This window comes from Ramlibacter sp. (genome assembly GCF_035706265.1).
Lineage (GTDB): Bacteria > Pseudomonadota > Gammaproteobacteria > Burkholderiales > Burkholderiaceae_C > Ramlibacter.
In genome coordinates, this window is sequence record NZ_DASSVG010000116.1 from 1 (window position 1) to 16,158 (window position 16,158).

The window sequence follows — 16,158 nt, forward strand, 5'->3', positions numbered from 1 at the left end:
GACGACCGCCAGGAAGGCGATGCCGAGCGCGCGCTTGATCCAGGGCCATGACCAGTGGTGCCGCATCAGGCCTTCTCCTTGGCGCCGGCGAAGGCCGCGGCCAGCGGCGGCTTGCCCTGCGTCGTCGGCGCGGCCGGCAGCAGGCGCGGCACGTGGCGTGGCAGCCAGGAGGCCCAGCGCGGATAGCGCCGCGCCAGGTGGTAGGCGAGGAAGCTCTGCACCAAGGGCCAGCCCTTGAGTTCGCCAAGGTCCTGCGCCGTGATCTCGTTGCAGGCGTCGCACATCAGCTTCTGCAGGTTGGCGGCCAGGATCTGCGTGAAGGCGCGGTCGCGGATGACGACGTTGGCCTCCAGGTTGAAGACCAGGCTCATGGGGTCGAGATTGCTCGATCCCACCGTGCACCACTCGTCGTCCATCACGGCCACCTTGCCGTGCAGGGGCCGCTCGCAGTATTCGTAGATGCGGATGCCGTAGCGCAGCAGGCGGTGGTACAGCATGCCGGCCGCCGTCTTCACGAAGGCCATGTCGGGCTGGCCCTGCAGGATCAAGCGCACGTCCACGCCGCGGCGGGCGGCCCGCTTCAGCTCCTTGATGAAGCGGTAGCCCGGGAAGAAGTAGGCGTTGGCGATGATGATGCGCTTGCGGGCGGCACGGATCGCGATGCGGTAGTGCCGCTCGATGTCGTCCATGTGCAGGCCGTTGTCGCGCACCACGAAGATGGCATCGGCCGTGCCCGCCAGCGGCAGCTGCTCGGGTGCGGCGCGCCACTGCTTGCGCCCGCGCCACCACTGGCGCTTGCCGCGCTGGTGGCGCAGGCCTTCGGCCAGCGCGGCGTGGCAGAAGCGGTGGATCTCCGCCACCAGGGGCCCGCGGATCTCCACCGCGTAGTCCTGCTTGGCCTCGGGGCCGAAGTCGGCCAGGTGGTCGGCCGAATAGTTGATGCCGCCCACGAAGGCGACCTCGCGGTCCACTACCACGATCTTGCGGTGCATGCGCCGCAGCAGGTGCGGCCGCAGGCCGAAGGGACGCGGGCCCGGGTTGAAGGAGTGGACGCGCACGCCGGCCTCGCGCAGCGCGCCGAGGAACTGCCCCGACAGGTCCGGCGAGCCCCAGTCGTCGATGGTGATGTCCACCTGGGCGCCGCGGCGCGCGGCGGCGATCAGCGCCTCCTGCAGTTGCAGGCCCACCTTGTCCTCGAAGAGGATGAAGGTCTCGACGATCACCTCGCGCTTGGCGTTGGCGATGCACGCGAACACGCGCGGGAAGAACTCCTCGCCGTTTTCCAGCAGCTCGAAGTGGTTGCCCGGGATCCAGCGACGGTCCATGGAAGCCTTCACAGCTGGATCTCGGCCACCAGGGGCGCGTGATCGGACAGGTGCGACCAGGGCCGGCGCGGCAGCACCACGGGCAGGTGCACCGAGCAGTTGCGCACGTAGATGCGGTCGAGCGACAGCACCGGGAAGATCGAGGGGAAGGTCTTGGCGGGCTCGCCGTAGGCGGTGACGAAGATCTCGCGCAGGCCGGCCTCGCGCCACAGGACGTCGTTGGCGCGCCGGCGCCAGTCGTTGAAGTCGCCGGCCACGATCAGCGGCGCGTCCGGCGGCATCTCGCTGTGCGTGATCTGGCAGAGGAGATCCAGCTGCTGCTGCCGGTGCACCTCCGCCAGCCCCAGGTGGACGCAGATCGTGTGCACCTGCTTCTCGTAGCCCGGCACCTCCAGCACGCAGTGCAGCAGCCCCCGCCGCTCGGGCCCGGAGATCGACACGTCGTGGTTGCGGTAGTGGACGATCCGGAACTTGGACATCACGGCGTTGCCGTGGTGGCCCTTGGGATAGACGGCGTTGCGGCCGTAGGCGTGCTGCGGCCAGATCTCGTCGGCCAGGAATTCGTAGGGCGGCGCCTCCGGCCAGTCGGCGATCTTGCGGCTGTGCCCCTCGTGCGTGCCCAGCACCTCCTGCATGAAGACCACGTCGGCGCCCACCTTGCGGATCGCGTCGCGCAGCTCGGGCAGGATGAACTTGCGGTTGAAGGTGGTGAAGCCCTTGTGGATGTTCACCGTCATCACGGTGAGCTGCGGGGGCCTCGGTTCCTGGGGCATGTCGCTCATGTCCATGGGCACTGGTGGAAGTTCTTGTTGGGGGAACTGGTTTTGTAAGCGCCTAGCTGGAGCGCAGAAGTAGGACGGCAGGCCAACTCTTTGTGGCGGACGGCGGCGGCGCCTGTCGCGCAAGGGCGCCCCGGCCGCGAGCGGCGCCGTGTAGGATCCATCCCCCATGAAAACTACAACGACGATGCTGCTGGCGGGCGCCATGGCGGTGGCCGCGGCGGCGCCGGCAGCGGCCGCCGACTTCAAGCCGGACGGCATTTCGGCGCAGGTCGGATTCGGCAAGCACGGCACCCGCATGGCCGGCGTCGGCCTGGTCTGGGACTGGGATTTCGAGGCGCTGCGGCGCAAGGCGGAACTCACCGCGCACACGGAGCTCATGGTCAACCGCTGGCGCCACGAGGCGGTGGGCGGCGGCAACGATGCGCTGACGCAGCTGGTGGTGCTGCCCTCGCTGCGCATGCGGCTGGACCGCGGGGCCTCGCCCTGGTTCATCTCGCTGGGCATCGGGGCCAGCTGGTTCGACCGCGATTTCGAGACGCCGCGCAAGCGCTTCAGCACCCGCTGGAACTTCTACGACACGGTGGGCGTGGGCTACAGCTTCGGCGGCGCGGCCAGCCCGCAGGAGGTGGGCCTGCGCTGGGTGCACGTCTCCAACGGCGGCGTCCGCCATCCGAACCCGGGCCAGGACTTCCTGCAGCTGCGGTACGTGCATCGCTTCTGACGGGCGTACCGCCGGCGCGGCCCGTCCTACGCCTGCTGTCACACCGCGCCGATACGGCCGGGGTGGGGGCGCTCCAAACTGGATCACACGCACCCGGTGCAACGCCGGGCATCCCTACACACTGATCAGTACGGAGCAATCGATGAAAAAGACCTCTCTGACACGAGCCCTGTTCGTCGCCGGCGTGATGGCCGTGGCCGGCGGCGTGGCGCAGGCCGACGCGATCTTCTATCCGGACGGAACCCATGTGGAACTGGGCGAGAACGCCGTCGAGAACGGTCTCGCCAATGCGGTGCTGGCCCGCAGCAGCACCACGGCGCCCAGCCAGGCCGAGCTGCTCGCCCTGGGCGTGCGCGCCGACCAGAACACCATGGTCGCCTCCAACGAGATGCTGGACACCACGGCGCTCGGCGCCGGCCCGGCCACGATGACGCCGCGCACCACCACCGCCACGACGGTCACCACGACCCGGCCGGTCTACGTGTTCCCGAACAGCCACTTCGACGCCAACACCGTGCTCGGCGAATCGCGCCCGATGCTCTCGAGCGCGCGGGTGGTGGAAGTGGAGCGGACCGCAATGGCCCCGGTGATCGTCGACACCACCACGCTGGGGGCGGGCCCGGCCTACGGCACCACCGCCACCACCACCTGGTACGGGCCGAGCACCGTCCTCGTGAGCCCGGGCACCATCATCCCGAACTCCGGCTTCGAAGCGAGCCACGACGTCTGCGCCGGCACCACGCCGTGCGGCTACCTTCCGGGCTGAGCGTTCCGCGAGGCATGAAAAAAGCCCGGGTGGTCCGGGCTTTTTCGTTGGCGCCGACGGCGATCAGCCGTGGTGGCGATGCTGGCGATGGTGACCGAAGTGGCCGCGCTTGTGGCCGCCGGAGCGGACGAAGCGCATGCCCACCTTGTCGAACGTCTTCTGCTGGTCCGGCGTGAGCTGGGCGTAGAAGCTCTTGGTGGCGTCCAGGCGCTTGTCCATCTCGGCGGCGCGCTGGGCACGCAGTGCCTTGAAGCGGTCGATGCGCTCGGGCGTGCTCATGGCCTTGAAGGCGGCACGGTCGGGGCGCTGCAGGCGCTGGGCCGGCTTGAGGGCGGCCGTCCAGGTCTCCCAGGCGCTTTCCTGGCCGCGGGAGATCTGCAGCTTTTCCTTCAGGTGGCCCAGGCGCTTGGCCATGCGCTGTTCCATGCGGGCGCGGAAGCGCTCCATGCGCGCCGGGTCCATGCGGCCGTGGTCGCCGTGCATCCTCTGCGGGGCAGACTGGCTGGCCGGCGGCGCGGGCAAGGTCTGCGTCTGGGCGACGGCTGCCAGGCCCAGGCTGGCCAGCAGGCCGGCGGTCAGCAGGTGGCGGTGCAGCGATTTCATGTCGGGGTCCTTTCGTTGAACTGGCGGGCGTGCTCGCCCGTTGCCCCGCAGTCTGGACAGTGGATGTTTCCCGGCCATCGCCCCGCCGTTGCGGCTGTGTAAAGAACCGAAGCTGTGCGCTATTCTGGTGTGTACAGGCAGGGTCGAACCGGTCCTACGGGAAGCGTCCACCGGGGGCGACGCCACGCACGGCCGGGCAGGTTGACAGTGGCTTTCACGAGATCGCTTTCCACCAGATCGCTTGAAGGAGTACACCATGAGGTACCAGGCTTTCGTGCGAGCGGCGGCCGGAGTACTGGCTACCGCCCTCTTCGGCACCGGCGCGGCGCTGGCGCAGTTGACCGCCCCCGAACCGCGCGTGATGACCGATGCAGCTCCGCTGCCTGCCACCGAGCGGGCCAGTTCCGGCGCCGTGATCCTGATGGACGAGCCGGTGCTGGCGCAACGCGAGGCGATGGCGGCCGCACAGCAACGCTCCGGCGTCGACACCCGCGCGCTCGGCGCCGGCCCGACGCGCATCATGCGCGAGGCGCAGACCAAGGAAGCCCTCGAGCTGCAACGGCAGCTGGAGGAGGCCTTGCGACGCGAGCAGCAGACGCCGAAATAAGACCGCGCGTCACCGCGCCAGCTCGTCGAGGATCGGACACTCCGGCCTCTCGTCGCCGTGGCAGCAATGAATCAGGTGCTGCAGCGTGCGCTGCATCTCCTGCATGTGCGCGATGCGCTGCGCCAGCTCCTCCGCGTGCTTCTGCGCGATGCGTCGCACATTGGCGCTCGCGCGCCGGCGGTTCTGCCACAGGCCGACGAGCTCGCCGATCTCCTCCATCGAGAAGCCCAGGTCGCGCGCCCGCTTGATGAAGCGCAGCGTGTGCACGTCGGCCTCGCCGTACTGGCGGTAGCCGCTGTCCGTGCGCGCCACCCGCGGAAGCAGGCCCAGGCCCTCGTAGTGCCGCACCATCTTGGCCGACACGCCGGACAGCCGCGCCGCCTCGCCGATGTTGACCGGCCAGCCGGTGCCGATCGCATCGCGCTTCAAGCGGCGACCTTGTAGCCTTCTTCCTCGATGGCGCGGGCGATCGCCCCGCGGTCCTGCTGCGACTGGACCTCGACCTTGCCGCTGGGCAGGTCGATCTTCACCTCGGCCTGCGGATCGACCGACTTGACGGCTTCGGTGACGGCGCCGACGCAGTGGTTGCACGTCATGCCGGTGACCTGGAACGTCTGGTTCATGGGTTTCCTTTCCTCTCGGGTTGCGGTACGGGGCGAAGCTTGAACCCTTCCACCATGGTAAGGTCAATCGGAGGCGGTTTGCCCCCGCCCGGCGCCGGGTTGACCGGCGTCAAGGCTTGACCTTGCCACCATGGCAAGGTCGACCATCGCAGCCATGGACAGCTCCACCACCACTCTCGACCTCGGCGTTGCCGGCATGACCTGCGCGTCGTGCGTGGCGCGCGTCGAGCGGGCGCTGAAGAAGGTACCCGGCGTCACCGACGCCACGGTCAACCTCGCCACCGAATCGGCCCGCGTGACCTTCGCGCCTTCCGAGCAGATGGAAGCGCAGATCCGCCGTGCCGTGCGCAACGCGGGCTACGAGCCGCGGGCGCGCGAGGAAGGGGCGCAGGAGAACCTCTCCCCCTGGGCCGGCTTCGCCCCGGTGGCGATCGGCCTGCTGCTGTCGCTGCCGCTCGTGGCACCCATGCTGGGCGAGCCCTTCGGCCTGCACTGGATGCTGCCGGCCTGGCTGCAGTTCGCGCTGGCCACGCCGGTGCAGTTCGTGCTGGGCGCGCGCTTCTATCGCGCCGGCTGGCATGCGCTGAAGGCGGGCAGCGGCAACATGGACCTGCTGGTGGCCATCGGCACCAGCGCCGGCTGGGGCCTTTCCACGTGGCTGTGGCTGGTGCAAGGCCACGCGCACCTGTACTACGAAGCGTCGGCCGTGGTGGTCACGCTGGTGCTGCTGGGCAAGTGGCTGGAGGCGCGCGCCAAGCGGCAGACCACCGCCGCCATCCGCGCGCTGCAGGCGCTGCGGCCCGAAACCGCGCACGTGATCGTCAAGGGCGGCAAGGAGGCCGACCTGCCGCTGGCCGAAGTGATGCAGGGCGACCAGCTGGTGGTGCGCCCCGGCGAGCGCGTGCCGGCCGACGGCCTGGTGGAGCAGGGCGAGACGCAGGTGGACGAATCGATGCTCACCGGCGAGCCGCTGCCGGTGGCCAAGGGCGTGGGTGCGCGCGTCACCGGCGGCAGCATCAACGGCGAAGGGCGCTTCGTGATGCGCGCCACCGCCGTCGGCAGCGAAAGCGTGCTGGCGCAGATCATCCGGCTGGTCGAGGACGCGCAGGCCGGCAAGGCGCCGATCCAGCGGCTGGTGGACCAGGTCTCGGCCGTGTTCGTGCCGGTGGTGCTGGTGATCGCGGCGATCACGCTGGGCGGCTGGCTCCTGGCCGGCGCCGGCATCGAGCCGGCCCTGATCCGGGCCGTGGCCGTGCTGGTGATCGCCTGCCCCTGTGCGCTGGGCCTGGCGACGCCGGCGGCGATCATGGCCGGCACCGGGGTGGCGGCCCGGCAGGGCATCCTGATCAAGGACGCGCAGGCGCTGGAGCTGGCGCACCGCGTCGACACGGTGGCCTTCGACAAGACCGGCACGCTGACGGTGGGCCGGCCGCGGCTGGTGGCCTTCGCGGTGGCTCCGGGCGCCGACGAGGCGCAGCAGCTGGCCGCTGCGGCCAGCCTGCAAAGCGGCAGCGAACATCCGCTGGCGCGCGCGGTGATGGCCGCGGCGCGCGAGCGCGGGCTGGCGGTGGAAACGCCACAGGAGGTCCGCGCCGTCGCCGGGCGCGGCACCGAGGGCCAGGTCGGCGGCCGCGCCTATCTGATCGGCAGCCTGCGCTGGCTGCAGGAACTGGGCGTGCCGCTCGGCGTCCTTGCGCCCGAGGCGGACCGGCTGCAGGGCGAAGGCGCCACGCTCTCGGCGCTGGTGGAACACAGCGGCGGGGCGCTTGCCCTCCGCGCCCTGATGGCCTTCGCCGACGAAGCCAAGCCGGGCGCGGCTGCGGCGCTGGAGCGCCTGCGCCAGCGCGGGCTGCGGCTGGTGATGATCTCCGGCGACAACCGCGCCGCGGCGCAGGCCATGGCGCAGCGCCTGGGGCTGCGCGCGGACGAGGTCCAGGCGGAAGTGCTGCCCGGCGACAAGGCCGCGCACGTGGCGGCGCTGCGCGAGGGTGGCCACGTGGTGGCGATGGTGGGCGACGGCGTCAACGACGCGCCGGCGCTCGCCGCCGCCGACGTCGGCGTCGCGATGGGCACCGGTACCGACGTGGCCATGCACGCTGCCGGCGTGACGCTGATGCGCGGCGACGTGGGCCTGGTGGCCGGCGCGCTGGACATCTCGCACCGCACCGTGCGCAAGATCCGGCAGAACCTGTTCTGGGCCTTCGCGTACAATGTGGCGGGGATCCCGCTGGCGGCCCTCGGCTACCTGAGCCCGGTGGTCGCGGGGGCGGCGATGGCCTTGTCGAGCGTGAGCGTGCTGACGAATGCGCTGTTGTTGAAGCGGTGGAAAGGCGCTGGCCAACCGTCTGGCGGCGCTCGGCACCAGCCTGCGAGGGACGCCGGCGGCCGGCGCCACCCCCAGGGCACCCAGGTGCGCCACGTCAACGAAGAGGCGTGAGCGCTTTGCGTGCCGGGCGACCGGTTGACGTGAATCAACCGGGGCGGCGGGGGTGCATGCGAACCTGACCGGCAGGAGAGCCCAGCGTCCCATGCCCCGACCCGCCCTGCAAATCATCCGCGACGAGCATGCCGCCGTCGCGGCCGTCCTGCGTTCGCTGCTGCAGATGATCGAGCACAGCCCGGACGAGGAGCCCGCGCGCTTCTTCGACGTGATGCGCGCGATGCTGTTCTACATCGACGAATTTCCCGAGCGCCGCCACCACCCCAAGGAATCGGACCTGCTGTTTCCCAAGGTTGCCCGCGTGGCGCCGCAGCTGATGCCCGTGATCCGGCGGCTGGAAGACGACCACCTGGCCGGCGAAAGCCGGGTGCGCGAACTGCAGCACCGGCTGCTCGGATGGGAGCTGCTCGGCGATAGCCGGCGCGAGAGCTTCCAGCAGGCCGCCCGTGACTACGCGGACTTCTACCTCGCGCACATGCGCATCGAGGAAACGGAGATCCTGCCCACGGCGGTGCAGCTGCTGTCGCCGGCGGACTGGGCCGAGCTCGACGCAGCGTTCCAGGAGCACCGCGACCCGATTGCCACCGGCACCCACGACCCGGTCTACGACCGCCTGTTCACGCGCATCGTGATGAAGACGCCGGCCCCGATCGGCGTCGGGCCGGCGTTCTGACCCTTCACTTCAGCGCCGGGTAGTCCGTGTAGCCCTTGGCGCCGCCGCCGTACAGCGTGGCCTTGTCGAGGTCCGCCAGCGGCGCGTTGGCGCGCAGGCGCTCCACCAGGTCCGGGTTGGCGATGTAGGCGCGGCCGAAGGCGACGAGGTCGGCGCCTTGCTCCAGCGCCTGCTCCGCCAGCCGGCGGTCGTAGCCGTTGTTCACCATCCAGGCGCCCTTGGCGCCCGCGTCGCGCCAGGCGCGCTGCAGTGCCGCGTAGTCGAAGGGGCGGCCGTCGACTTCGCGCGGCCCGCCGGTCGCGCCCTCGATCACGTGCACGTAGGCGAGGCCGATCTTCGCGAGCTCGCGCACCACGTACTCGAACAGGGGCTGCGGGTCGGCATCGACGATGTCGTTGGCGGGCGTCACCGGCGAGAGGCGCACGCCCACGCGGTCGGCGCCGATCTCCTCGGCCACCGCGCGCATCACCTCGAGCAGCAGGCGCGCGCGGTTGGGAATGGAGCCGCCGTAGTCGTCGCGCCGCTCGTTGGCGCCGCTCTTGAGGAACTGGTCCAGCAGGTAGCCGTTGGCCCCGTGCACTTCCACGCCGTCGAAACCGCCGCTGGCGACGGCGTGGCGCGCCGCGTGGCGGAAGTCCTGCACGATGCCGGGCAGCTCGCCCGCGTCGAGGGCGCGCGGCTCGGAGACCGGGACGAAGTGGCCGCCGAGCCAGGTCTTGGTTTTCGCCGGGATCGCCGACGGCGCGACCGGCTTGCCGCCGTGGGGCTGCAGGTCGACGTGCGAGACGCGCCCGACGTGCCACAGCTGGCAGTAGATGCGGCCGCCTTTGCGGTGCACCGCGTCGGTCACCTTCTTCCAGCCATCGAGCTGCTCGGTGCCGTAGAGCCCCGGCACGTCGGCATAGCCCTGGCCCTGCTGGGTGATGGCCGTGGCCTCGCTGATGATGAGCCCCGCGGAGGCGCGCTGCGCGTAGTGCTCCGCCATGAGGGGGGTGGGAATGGCGTCCGGTGCGCGGTTGCGCGTCAGCGGCGCCATGACGATGCGATTGGGCAGTTGCAGCCTTCCGAGCTGCACGGGTTCGAACAAGGATTTCATGCCTGTTGGTGGCGCAAACGAAACCGGCGTTCGTGGGAGAACGCCGGGAGTAAGGGGTGGAGGCGAATCGCTGGGCTGATCGAGCATGCGCTCGAACTACGCGCCGCCTCCGGCGCTCGGACGCGCTGTCGCGACTCAGCACCAGCCTACGGAGACCAGCCTGCGAATCGGCTGTTGGTAGGCTGGCGCGGCGAAGCCGCGGAAGCTGAGCCGCGATAGCGCCGAAGCCTAGCGCTTCCGCGCCCGTTCAAATCAACTTCTCGACCTTCAACGCCTCCTGCACCGCCGGCCGCGCATCCACCCGCGCGTTGTGCGCCACCAGGTTCTTGAACTTCGCGATGTCGATGTTCATCGGCTTGGTCCAACGCGTCACGACGTAGAGGTAGGCGTCGGCGACGCTGAAGTGGTCGCCCATCAGGTAGTCCTTGCCTTCGAGCTGCCGGTCGACGAATTCGAAGCGGTTGGCCAGCTTGTCGCGGAACATGGGCTTGGCGTCTTCCGGCGTGGCGGGCATGAACAGCGGCGAGAAGGTCTTGTGGATCTCGGTGCCGATGAAGGTGAGCCACTCCTGCAGGCGGTAACGCGGCAGGGTGCCGTTGGCGGGGGCGAGGTTCTTCTGCGGCACCTGGTCGGCCACGTACTGCACGATGGCCGGTCCTTCGCGCAGGCGCGTGCCGTCATCGAGCTCCAGCATCGGCACGTAGCCGAGCGGGTTGATGCTGTAGTAATCGGTGCCGTCCTGCAGCTTGTGCGTCTTGGTGGGGGCCAGCACCGGCTCGAAGGCGAGGCCCGCTTCGCGCAGCACGATGTGGGGAGAGAGCGAACAGGCGCCGGGGGAGTAGTAAAGCTTCATTCGCGTTTCTTCCTTTGCTCTGGGTGGGGTGACGGATTCGTGAAGAAATCCATGCTAGCCACAAAGGGGAAGCCGTGCACGGTTTGGGGCCGTGTCAGCCTTGGCCACAATGAACGGATGGCCAAGTTCCTCAAATGGGCGGCGATCCTGTTCGCCGCCTTCGTGCTCCTGCTGGTCGGCATCGCCGTGGCCTTGCAGAACTGGCTGCGCACCGACGACTTCCGCCAGCGCGTGGAGCAACAGGCCACGGCGGCGCTGGGTGTGCCGCTGCGCCTGGGGCGACTGTCGGTGGATCTGTGGCCCTTGCCCGCGGTGGCGGTGGACGACGTGCAGCTGCAGACGCGCCCGGCGCTGACCGTGGGCCGCGTCGAACTGCGCCCGGTGTGGAGCGGCCTGCTGGAGCAGCGGCTGGAGATCGCCACGCTGGTGGTGCGCAAGGCGGTGCTGCCGCAGGCGGGCATCGCCACCCTGGGCAGCGCGATGCAGAAGAAGGAGAAAGGGGCGGCCAAGCCGCCCGCGCCGCCCGCGCAGGACGAGGGCCCGTCCTTCGTCGCCTTCCCGCGGCGCGCGGTGCTGGACGAGATCACCTGGATCGACGACAAGGGCCAGACGATGACCGTGCATGCCGAAGCCGACCTCGGCGACGACGGCATGCTGGAGCGCGCCTCGTTCGAGATCCTGAAGGGGCGCTTCGCGGGCACGCACGGCGCGATCGAGCGCAAGGGCGAGCAGTGGCCGCTGCGGGTGGACATCGGCGGCGGCCGCATCATGGGCGCGCTGCGGCTGGCGCCGGGCAGGGCGGCCGGCACGCAGTTGCTGCAGGGGCAGTTCAACACGGAGGGTGTCGAGGTCTCGGCGCTCACCGCGCCCAGCAAGGTGCTGACGGGCAAGTTGCAGGCGCAGACCAGCATCCGCTCCGAGTTCCGTGAACTCGGGCAGCTGGGCGACGCGATGAGCACGCAGACGCGCTTCACCGTGCGCGACGCGCTGGTGGACGGCATCGACCTGCAGAAGGCCGTGCAGACCGTGGGCCTGAGCCGCGGCGGCAGCACGCGCCTGGACACGCTGGCCGGCCAGGTCACCACGCACGGCAAGTCGGTGCAACTGAGCAACCTGGTCGCGACTTCGGGGGCGCTTTCCGCCACCGGCAACGTCGCCATCGCACCGAGCAAGGCGCTCAGCGGGCGCGTGAACGTGGACGTGGCCAGCACCAAGGGCGCGATCGGCGTGCCGCTGGTGGTGGGCGGCACGGTCGACGACCCGAGCGTGATGCTCACGCGCGGCGCCCTGGTCGGCGCCGCCGTCGGCACCCTGATCGCCCCCGGCGCCGGCACGGCCGCCGGCGCCACGGCCGGCGACAAGATCGGCGAGACGCTGCGGGGGCTGTTCAAGTAGGCTCCTTCAGTGCGGAGCCGCGCCGCAGCGGCACCCGTAGCGGCTGGTGCCGAGTGCCGCAGGCCGAAGCCCAGCGTTGGCGAAGCCTCGCGTCCTACACCGCGCCCCCGTCCGCACCGCCTAGGATGAGATGTCGCCACTCCGCGCACCTCCATGCACCTTTCGACCGTCGAAACGGTCCTCGAATACCAGGTCCATTCGCCCACGCACTTCTGCTTCAACATCGAGGCGGCGCACTGGCCCACCCAGAAGATCCTGGGCGAGCGCCTGGGCATCTCCTCCGGGGTCACGCCGCACAGCGCGGTGGACCGCGCCAGCGGCAACCGCTACATCCGCTTCGACGCGGCACCGGGCCCGTTGAAGGTGAGCTACCAGGCCGAGGTGGAAGTGAACACGCCCGATCCCAACCCGGCCCTGCGCGAGACGCCCGTCGGCGAAGTGCCGGACGAGATCTTCCCCTACCTGCTGGCCACGCGTTATTGCGAGTCCGACGTGCTGTGCGGCGAAGTGGTGCGCATGTTCGGTGCGCTGCCGCCCGGCATCGGCCGGGTGCGGGCGCTGGTGGAGTGGATCCGCGAGCACATCGCGTACAAGCCCGGCAGCACGCATTCGACCACGACGGCGCAGGAGGTCTTCGAGCAGCGCGCCGGGGTGTGCCGCGACTTCGCGCATCTGGGCATCACCTTCTGCCGCGCCCTCAACATCCCGGCGCGCATCGTGGTGGGCTATGTCTGGTTCGACGAGCCGCCGCAGGACTTCCACGCGGTCTTCGAGGCCTGGCTCGGCGGCCGCTGGGTGCTGTTCGACCCGACCGGGATGGCGCCGGTGGACCGGCTGGTGCGCATCGGCACCGGCCGCGACGCCAAGGACGTGGCCTTCGCGACGATCTTCGGCCAGCTGCAGATGACGCGCAAGGAAGTGATGGTGCTGGAGCACGATCCGCGGCCGGCGAGCCCGGTGCTGGCCATCTAGTTGTTGGCGAGCCCTCACTAGATAAGCCTCTCCGGGGAAGTGAGCATAGGCTTCGCGGCTTCGGCGGATTGCTATGCGCGTCCGGTCCCAAGCAGGGGCGCGCACTTCGGCTCCCGAATGAATGAGGGGCGCCCGGTCGGGCGCCCCTCGTGGTCGGCGGATCAACCCGCGTCAGTCGTCCTCATAAATCACGACCGGCTCGTTGGCGACCCAGTGGCCCGGCATCCAGGTGGTGATGCCGTCGTGGACCTCGTAGTGGCCCTGCTGCCAGCTGTAGCCTTCCCGCGGCGCCGGGATCACCTCCTGGATCACGGTGGCGGGCGGGCCGCCGAGCACCACTGTCGGATTGCTCGGCACGACCGCGACCGCAGGCGGGTTGGGCTGGGCCGCGGCGGTACCCACCGCGGCGCCGGCCAGGGCGGCGGCGGCAGCCGCCGCTGCCGGCGCGATGGCATGGGCGCTGCCCATCGCGAAGAGGCCACCGGCGGTGGCGAGCGCTGCAATCAAGCTCTTGTGCTTCATGTCGATCTCCTCAAAGGACACGCGCCCAGCATGGCGGTCGAGCAGGGGGGCGGGTTATCGGCGCAGGGCGGGGCCTCAGGTCAGAGTCTTCGGGCGAGCAATCCCGCGTTGCACTCGGAACTTTCGGGTGCGTCGGGGTCGCGGACGATCTGTGGGCCCGACTGCTCAGTCGGTCGGACTGGTAGCCTCTTCCAGCACGCGCAGCCAGGCGAGCGCGTGCCCCCGGCTGCTGCCGCACATCTCGGCGGAAGGGCGGAGGCCGGCGCAGAAGGCCGGTCGCTCCGGCCGGCCGAAGATCCGGCAGGCGTTGTCCGCGCTCAGCTGGACGCAGCGCTCGCCGGCCCTCTTGCCGTTCGGCATGCCGGGAATCGGGGAAGTGATCGAGGGCGCGATGCAGCACGCACCACAGCCTGGCCTGCAATTCATGACGGCGTGGAGCTTAACGGCTTCGGCATGGAGCCGCTCGCTACCGGCTTCGCGGGAGCCGCTTGGGTCGAAGGGGCGCCCGGCGCCGGGCCGGCAGCCTTGCAGCCCCGCCCGTAAAATCTCCCCCTTTCCTCGATTGGCCTCGTGCCCCTGCGCCCCGGACCGGCGCCCCTTCCCATGCTTTACCCCGAAGAATTCGACGTCGTCGTCGTCGGCGGCGGCCACGCCGGCACCGAAGCGGCCCTTGCCTCCGCGCGCATGGGCTGCCGCACCCTGCTGCTCACCCACAACATCGAGACGCTCGGGCAAATGAGCTGCAACCCGTCGATCGGCGGGATCGGCAAGGGCCACCTGGTCAAGGAAGTGGATGCGCTCGGCGGCGCGATGGCGATCGCGACCGACGAGGCCGGGATCCAGTTCCGGATCCTCAATTCCAGCAAGGGGCCGGCCGTGCGTGCAACGCGGGCCCAGGCCGATCGCATCCTCTACAAGGCGGCGATCCGGCGCCGGCTGGAGAACCAGCCGAACCTGACGCTGTTCCAGCAGGCCGTCGACGACCTGATGGTGGAGGGCGACCGGGTGGTGGGCGCGGTGACGCAGATCGGGATCCGCTTTCGCGCCCGGGCCGTGGTGCTCACGGCCGGCACTTTCCTGGACGGCAAGATTCACGTCGGCCTGGAAAACTATGCCGCCGGGCGGGCCGGCGATCCGCCGGCGGTTTCGCTCTCCGCCCGGCTGAAGGAACTGAAGCTGCCGCAGGGCCGCCTGAAGACCGGCACGCCGCCGCGCATCGACGGCCGCACCGTCGACTTCAGCCGCTGCGAGGAGCAGCCCGGCGACCTGGAGCCGGTGCCGGTGTTCAGCTTCATGGGCCGCGCGGACATGCATCCGCGCCAGGTGCCGTGCTGGATCACCCACACCAACGAACGCACGCACGAGATCATCCGCTCCGGCTTCGACCGCAGCCCGATGTTCACCGGCCGGATCGAGGGCGTGGGGCCGCGCTACTGCCCGAGCGTCGAGGACAAGATCAACCGCTTCAAGGACAAGGACAGCCACCAGGTCTTCCTGGAGCCGGAAGGCCTGACGACCAACGAGTTCTACCCGAACGGGATTTCGACCAGCCTGCCGTTCGACATCCAGCTCGGGCTGGTGCGGACGCTGCCCGGCCTGGAGCGGGCGCACATCCTGCGTCCGGGCTACGCGATCGAGTACGACTACTTCGATCCGCGCGGGTTGAAGTCCTCCTTCGAGACCCGGGCCATCGCCGGCCTGTTCTTCGCCGGCCAGATCAACGGCACCACCGGCTACGAGGAGGCGGCGGCGCAAGGCCTGTTCGCGGGCGTCAACGCGGCGCTGCAGGTGAAGGGGGAGGGCGCCTGGCTGCCTTCACGCGACCAGGCCTACCTGGGCGTGCTGGTCGACGACCTGATCACCAAGGGCGTGACCGAGCCCTACCGCATGTTCACCAGCCGGGCCGAGTTCCGGCTCCAGCTGCGGGAGGACAACGCCGACCTGCGGCTGACCGAGGACGGCCGGCGCATGGGGCTGGTAGGCGACGCCCAGTGGGACGCGTTCTGCCGCAAGCGCGACGCTGTTTCACGTGAAACAGAGCGGCTGAAGTCGACCTGGGTGAATCCGAAGATCCTGTCGGAAGCCGAGGCCCAGCGGGTGCTGAGGACGGGCATCGACCACGAGTACAGCCTGGGCGATCTGCTGCGGCGACCGGATGTGACGTACGAGGCGCTGGTTTCCATGGAAGGCGCGCGCTGGAAGAGCGAGGCTGTTTCACGTGAAACACTGGGCGAGCTGTACGCGCCGGTGGTGGAGCAGATCGAGATCGGCGCCAAGTACGCCGGCTACATCGAACGGCAGAAGGACGAAGTTCAGCGGGCGGCGTACTACGAGAACCTGAGGTTGCCGGCCGAGCTCGACTACATGCAGGTCGCCGCGCTGAGCATCGAGGTGCGGCAGAAGCTGAACAAGCACCGTCCGGAAACGCTGGGCCTGGCCTCCCGGATCTCGGGGGTGACCCCGGCGGCGATTTCGCTGTTGCTGGTGCACCTGAAGAAGAACAAGTTCAAGGGCTTCGCGGATGCGGCCAACCAAGGGCCGGGGCAGGCGGCGGCATGAGGCAGGGGGTGGTGCCCTTCTTGGCTGACGGGGCAGTCGGCGTGCCGGGACGGATGGGCCAGCCGGAGAAGCGCCCCCACCCCCACCCTCCCCCAAAGGGGGAGGGGGTAAAACTCGACTGCGGCGGCTCGAGCGCATTCAAGCACTCTCGGCTTTCAGGGCTCCGCCTCCAAGCTGACCCGGCCCCGACGCCGTGGGATGTTCCTCCCTCCCCCTCTGGG

At 70.0% G+C, this 16,158-nt stretch carries 17 protein-coding genes; 8 read left to right on the top strand and 9 right to left on the bottom strand.

The window, feature by feature from the left end; genetic code table 11:
• Window positions 1–65: 65 nt before the first annotated feature.
• Window positions 66–1,325: a cardiolipin synthase ClsB gene (gene clsB, locus VFM98_RS04420; RefSeq protein ID WP_325108684.1), complete on the bottom strand. Its 1,260-nt coding sequence runs from the start codon at window positions 1,323–1,325 to the stop codon at window positions 66–68.
• Window positions 1,326–1,333: 8 nt separating this feature from the next.
• Window positions 1,334–2,107, bottom strand: coding sequence for an endonuclease/exonuclease/phosphatase family protein (locus VFM98_RS04425; protein ID WP_325108685.1), 774 nt, complete (start codon window positions 2,105–2,107; stop codon window positions 1,334–1,336).
• A 166-nt stretch (window positions 2,108–2,273) separates the two neighbouring features.
• On the opposite strand from VFM98_RS04425, the gene VFM98_RS04430 reads away from it, so the two are divergent.
• Entirely contained in the window at window positions 2,274–2,828 is a 555-nt protein-coding gene (locus VFM98_RS04430) for an acyloxyacyl hydrolase (protein WP_325108686.1), read from the top strand.
• A gap of 142 nt (window positions 2,829–2,970) precedes the next feature.
• Window positions 2,971–3,594: a hypothetical protein gene (locus VFM98_RS04435; protein ID WP_325108687.1), complete on the top strand. Its 624-nt coding sequence runs from the start codon at window positions 2,971–2,973 to the stop codon at window positions 3,592–3,594.
• 63 nt (window positions 3,595–3,657) lie between these two features.
• Here the strand turns inward: VFM98_RS04435 and VFM98_RS04440 are convergent, their stop codons facing one another.
• Window positions 3,658–4,197 carry a Spy/CpxP family protein refolding chaperone gene (locus VFM98_RS04440; protein WP_325108688.1) on the bottom strand — a complete coding sequence of 180 codons (540 nt, stop codon included), beginning with the start codon at window positions 4,195–4,197 and terminating at the stop codon, window positions 3,658–3,660.
• A gap of 256 nt (window positions 4,198–4,453) precedes the next feature.
• On the opposite strand from VFM98_RS04440, the gene VFM98_RS04445 reads away from it, so the two are divergent.
• The gene (locus VFM98_RS04445) at window positions 4,454–4,804 is read left to right on the top strand and encodes a hypothetical protein (protein ID WP_325108689.1); all 351 of its coding nucleotides are present in this window, start codon (window positions 4,454–4,456) and stop codon (window positions 4,802–4,804) included.
• Between the two features lie 9 nt (window positions 4,805–4,813).
• On the opposite strand, the gene VFM98_RS04450 is transcribed toward VFM98_RS04445, so the two are convergent.
• Both VFM98_RS04450 and VFM98_RS04455 read right to left on the bottom strand, forming a co-directional pair.
• Window positions 4,814–5,155 (bottom strand): MerR family DNA-binding protein, encoded by a 342-nt coding sequence (locus VFM98_RS04450; RefSeq protein ID WP_325108700.1) that lies wholly within the window; start codon window positions 5,153–5,155, stop codon window positions 4,814–4,816.
• A 74-nt stretch (window positions 5,156–5,229) separates the two neighbouring features.
• A complete protein-coding gene (locus tag VFM98_RS04455; protein WP_325108690.1) occupies window positions 5,230–5,427 on the bottom strand; it encodes a heavy-metal-associated domain-containing protein in 198 nt (65 codons plus the stop codon).
• Window positions 5,428–5,581: 154 nt separating this feature from the next.
• Here VFM98_RS04455 and VFM98_RS04460 point away from each other — a divergent pair, with 154 nt between their 5' ends.
• Window positions 5,582–7,864, top strand: a complete 2,283-nt coding sequence (locus VFM98_RS04460; protein WP_325108691.1) for a heavy metal translocating P-type ATPase — start codon at window positions 5,582–5,584, stop codon at window positions 7,862–7,864.
• A 91-nt stretch (window positions 7,865–7,955) separates the two neighbouring features.
• Window positions 7,956–8,540, top strand: a complete 585-nt coding sequence (locus VFM98_RS04465; protein WP_325108692.1) for a hemerythrin domain-containing protein — start codon at window positions 7,956–7,958, stop codon at window positions 8,538–8,540.
• A 4-nt stretch (window positions 8,541–8,544) separates the two neighbouring features.
• Here VFM98_RS04465 and VFM98_RS04470 read toward each other — a convergent pair whose 3' ends face one another.
• Together VFM98_RS04470 and gstA are read right to left on the bottom strand one after the other, a co-directional pair.
• Window positions 8,545–9,636, bottom strand: a complete 1,092-nt coding sequence (locus VFM98_RS04470; protein ID WP_325108693.1) for an alkene reductase — start codon at window positions 9,634–9,636, stop codon at window positions 8,545–8,547.
• A gap of 247 nt (window positions 9,637–9,883) precedes the next feature.
• Window positions 9,884–10,489 carry a glutathione transferase GstA gene (gstA, locus tag VFM98_RS04475; RefSeq protein WP_325108694.1) on the bottom strand — a complete coding sequence of 202 codons (606 nt, stop codon included), beginning with the start codon at window positions 10,487–10,489 and terminating at the stop codon, window positions 9,884–9,886.
• 117 nt (window positions 10,490–10,606) lie between these two features.
• On the opposite strand from gstA, the gene VFM98_RS04480 reads away from it, so the two are divergent.
• Together VFM98_RS04480 and VFM98_RS04485 are read left to right on the top strand one after the other, a co-directional pair.
• Window positions 10,607–11,884 (top strand): AsmA family protein, encoded by a 1,278-nt coding sequence (locus VFM98_RS04480; RefSeq protein ID WP_325108695.1) that lies wholly within the window; start codon window positions 10,607–10,609, stop codon window positions 11,882–11,884.
• Between the two features lie 153 nt (window positions 11,885–12,037).
• Window positions 12,038–12,856 carry a transglutaminase family protein gene (locus tag VFM98_RS04485; RefSeq protein WP_325108696.1) on the top strand — a complete coding sequence of 273 codons (819 nt, stop codon included), beginning with the start codon at window positions 12,038–12,040 and terminating at the stop codon, window positions 12,854–12,856.
• Window positions 12,857–13,027: 171 nt separating this feature from the next.
• Here VFM98_RS04485 and VFM98_RS04490 read toward each other — a convergent pair whose 3' ends face one another.
• Both VFM98_RS04490 and VFM98_RS04495 read right to left on the bottom strand, forming a co-directional pair.
• Window positions 13,028–13,378, bottom strand: a complete 351-nt coding sequence (locus VFM98_RS04490) for a hypothetical protein (protein ID WP_325108697.1) — start codon at window positions 13,376–13,378, stop codon at window positions 13,028–13,030.
• Between the two features lie 165 nt (window positions 13,379–13,543).
• Window positions 13,544–13,804, bottom strand: a complete 261-nt coding sequence (locus tag VFM98_RS04495; RefSeq protein ID WP_325108701.1) for a YkgJ family cysteine cluster protein — start codon at window positions 13,802–13,804, stop codon at window positions 13,544–13,546.
• A gap of 177 nt (window positions 13,805–13,981) precedes the next feature.
• Here VFM98_RS04495 and mnmG point away from each other — a divergent pair, with 177 nt between their 5' ends.
• Window positions 13,982–15,937 carry a tRNA uridine-5-carboxymethylaminomethyl(34) synthesis enzyme MnmG gene (gene mnmG / locus VFM98_RS04500; RefSeq protein ID WP_325108698.1) on the top strand — a complete coding sequence of 652 codons (1,956 nt, stop codon included), beginning with the start codon at window positions 13,982–13,984 and terminating at the stop codon, window positions 15,935–15,937.
• Window positions 15,938–16,158: the final 221 nt, after the last annotated feature.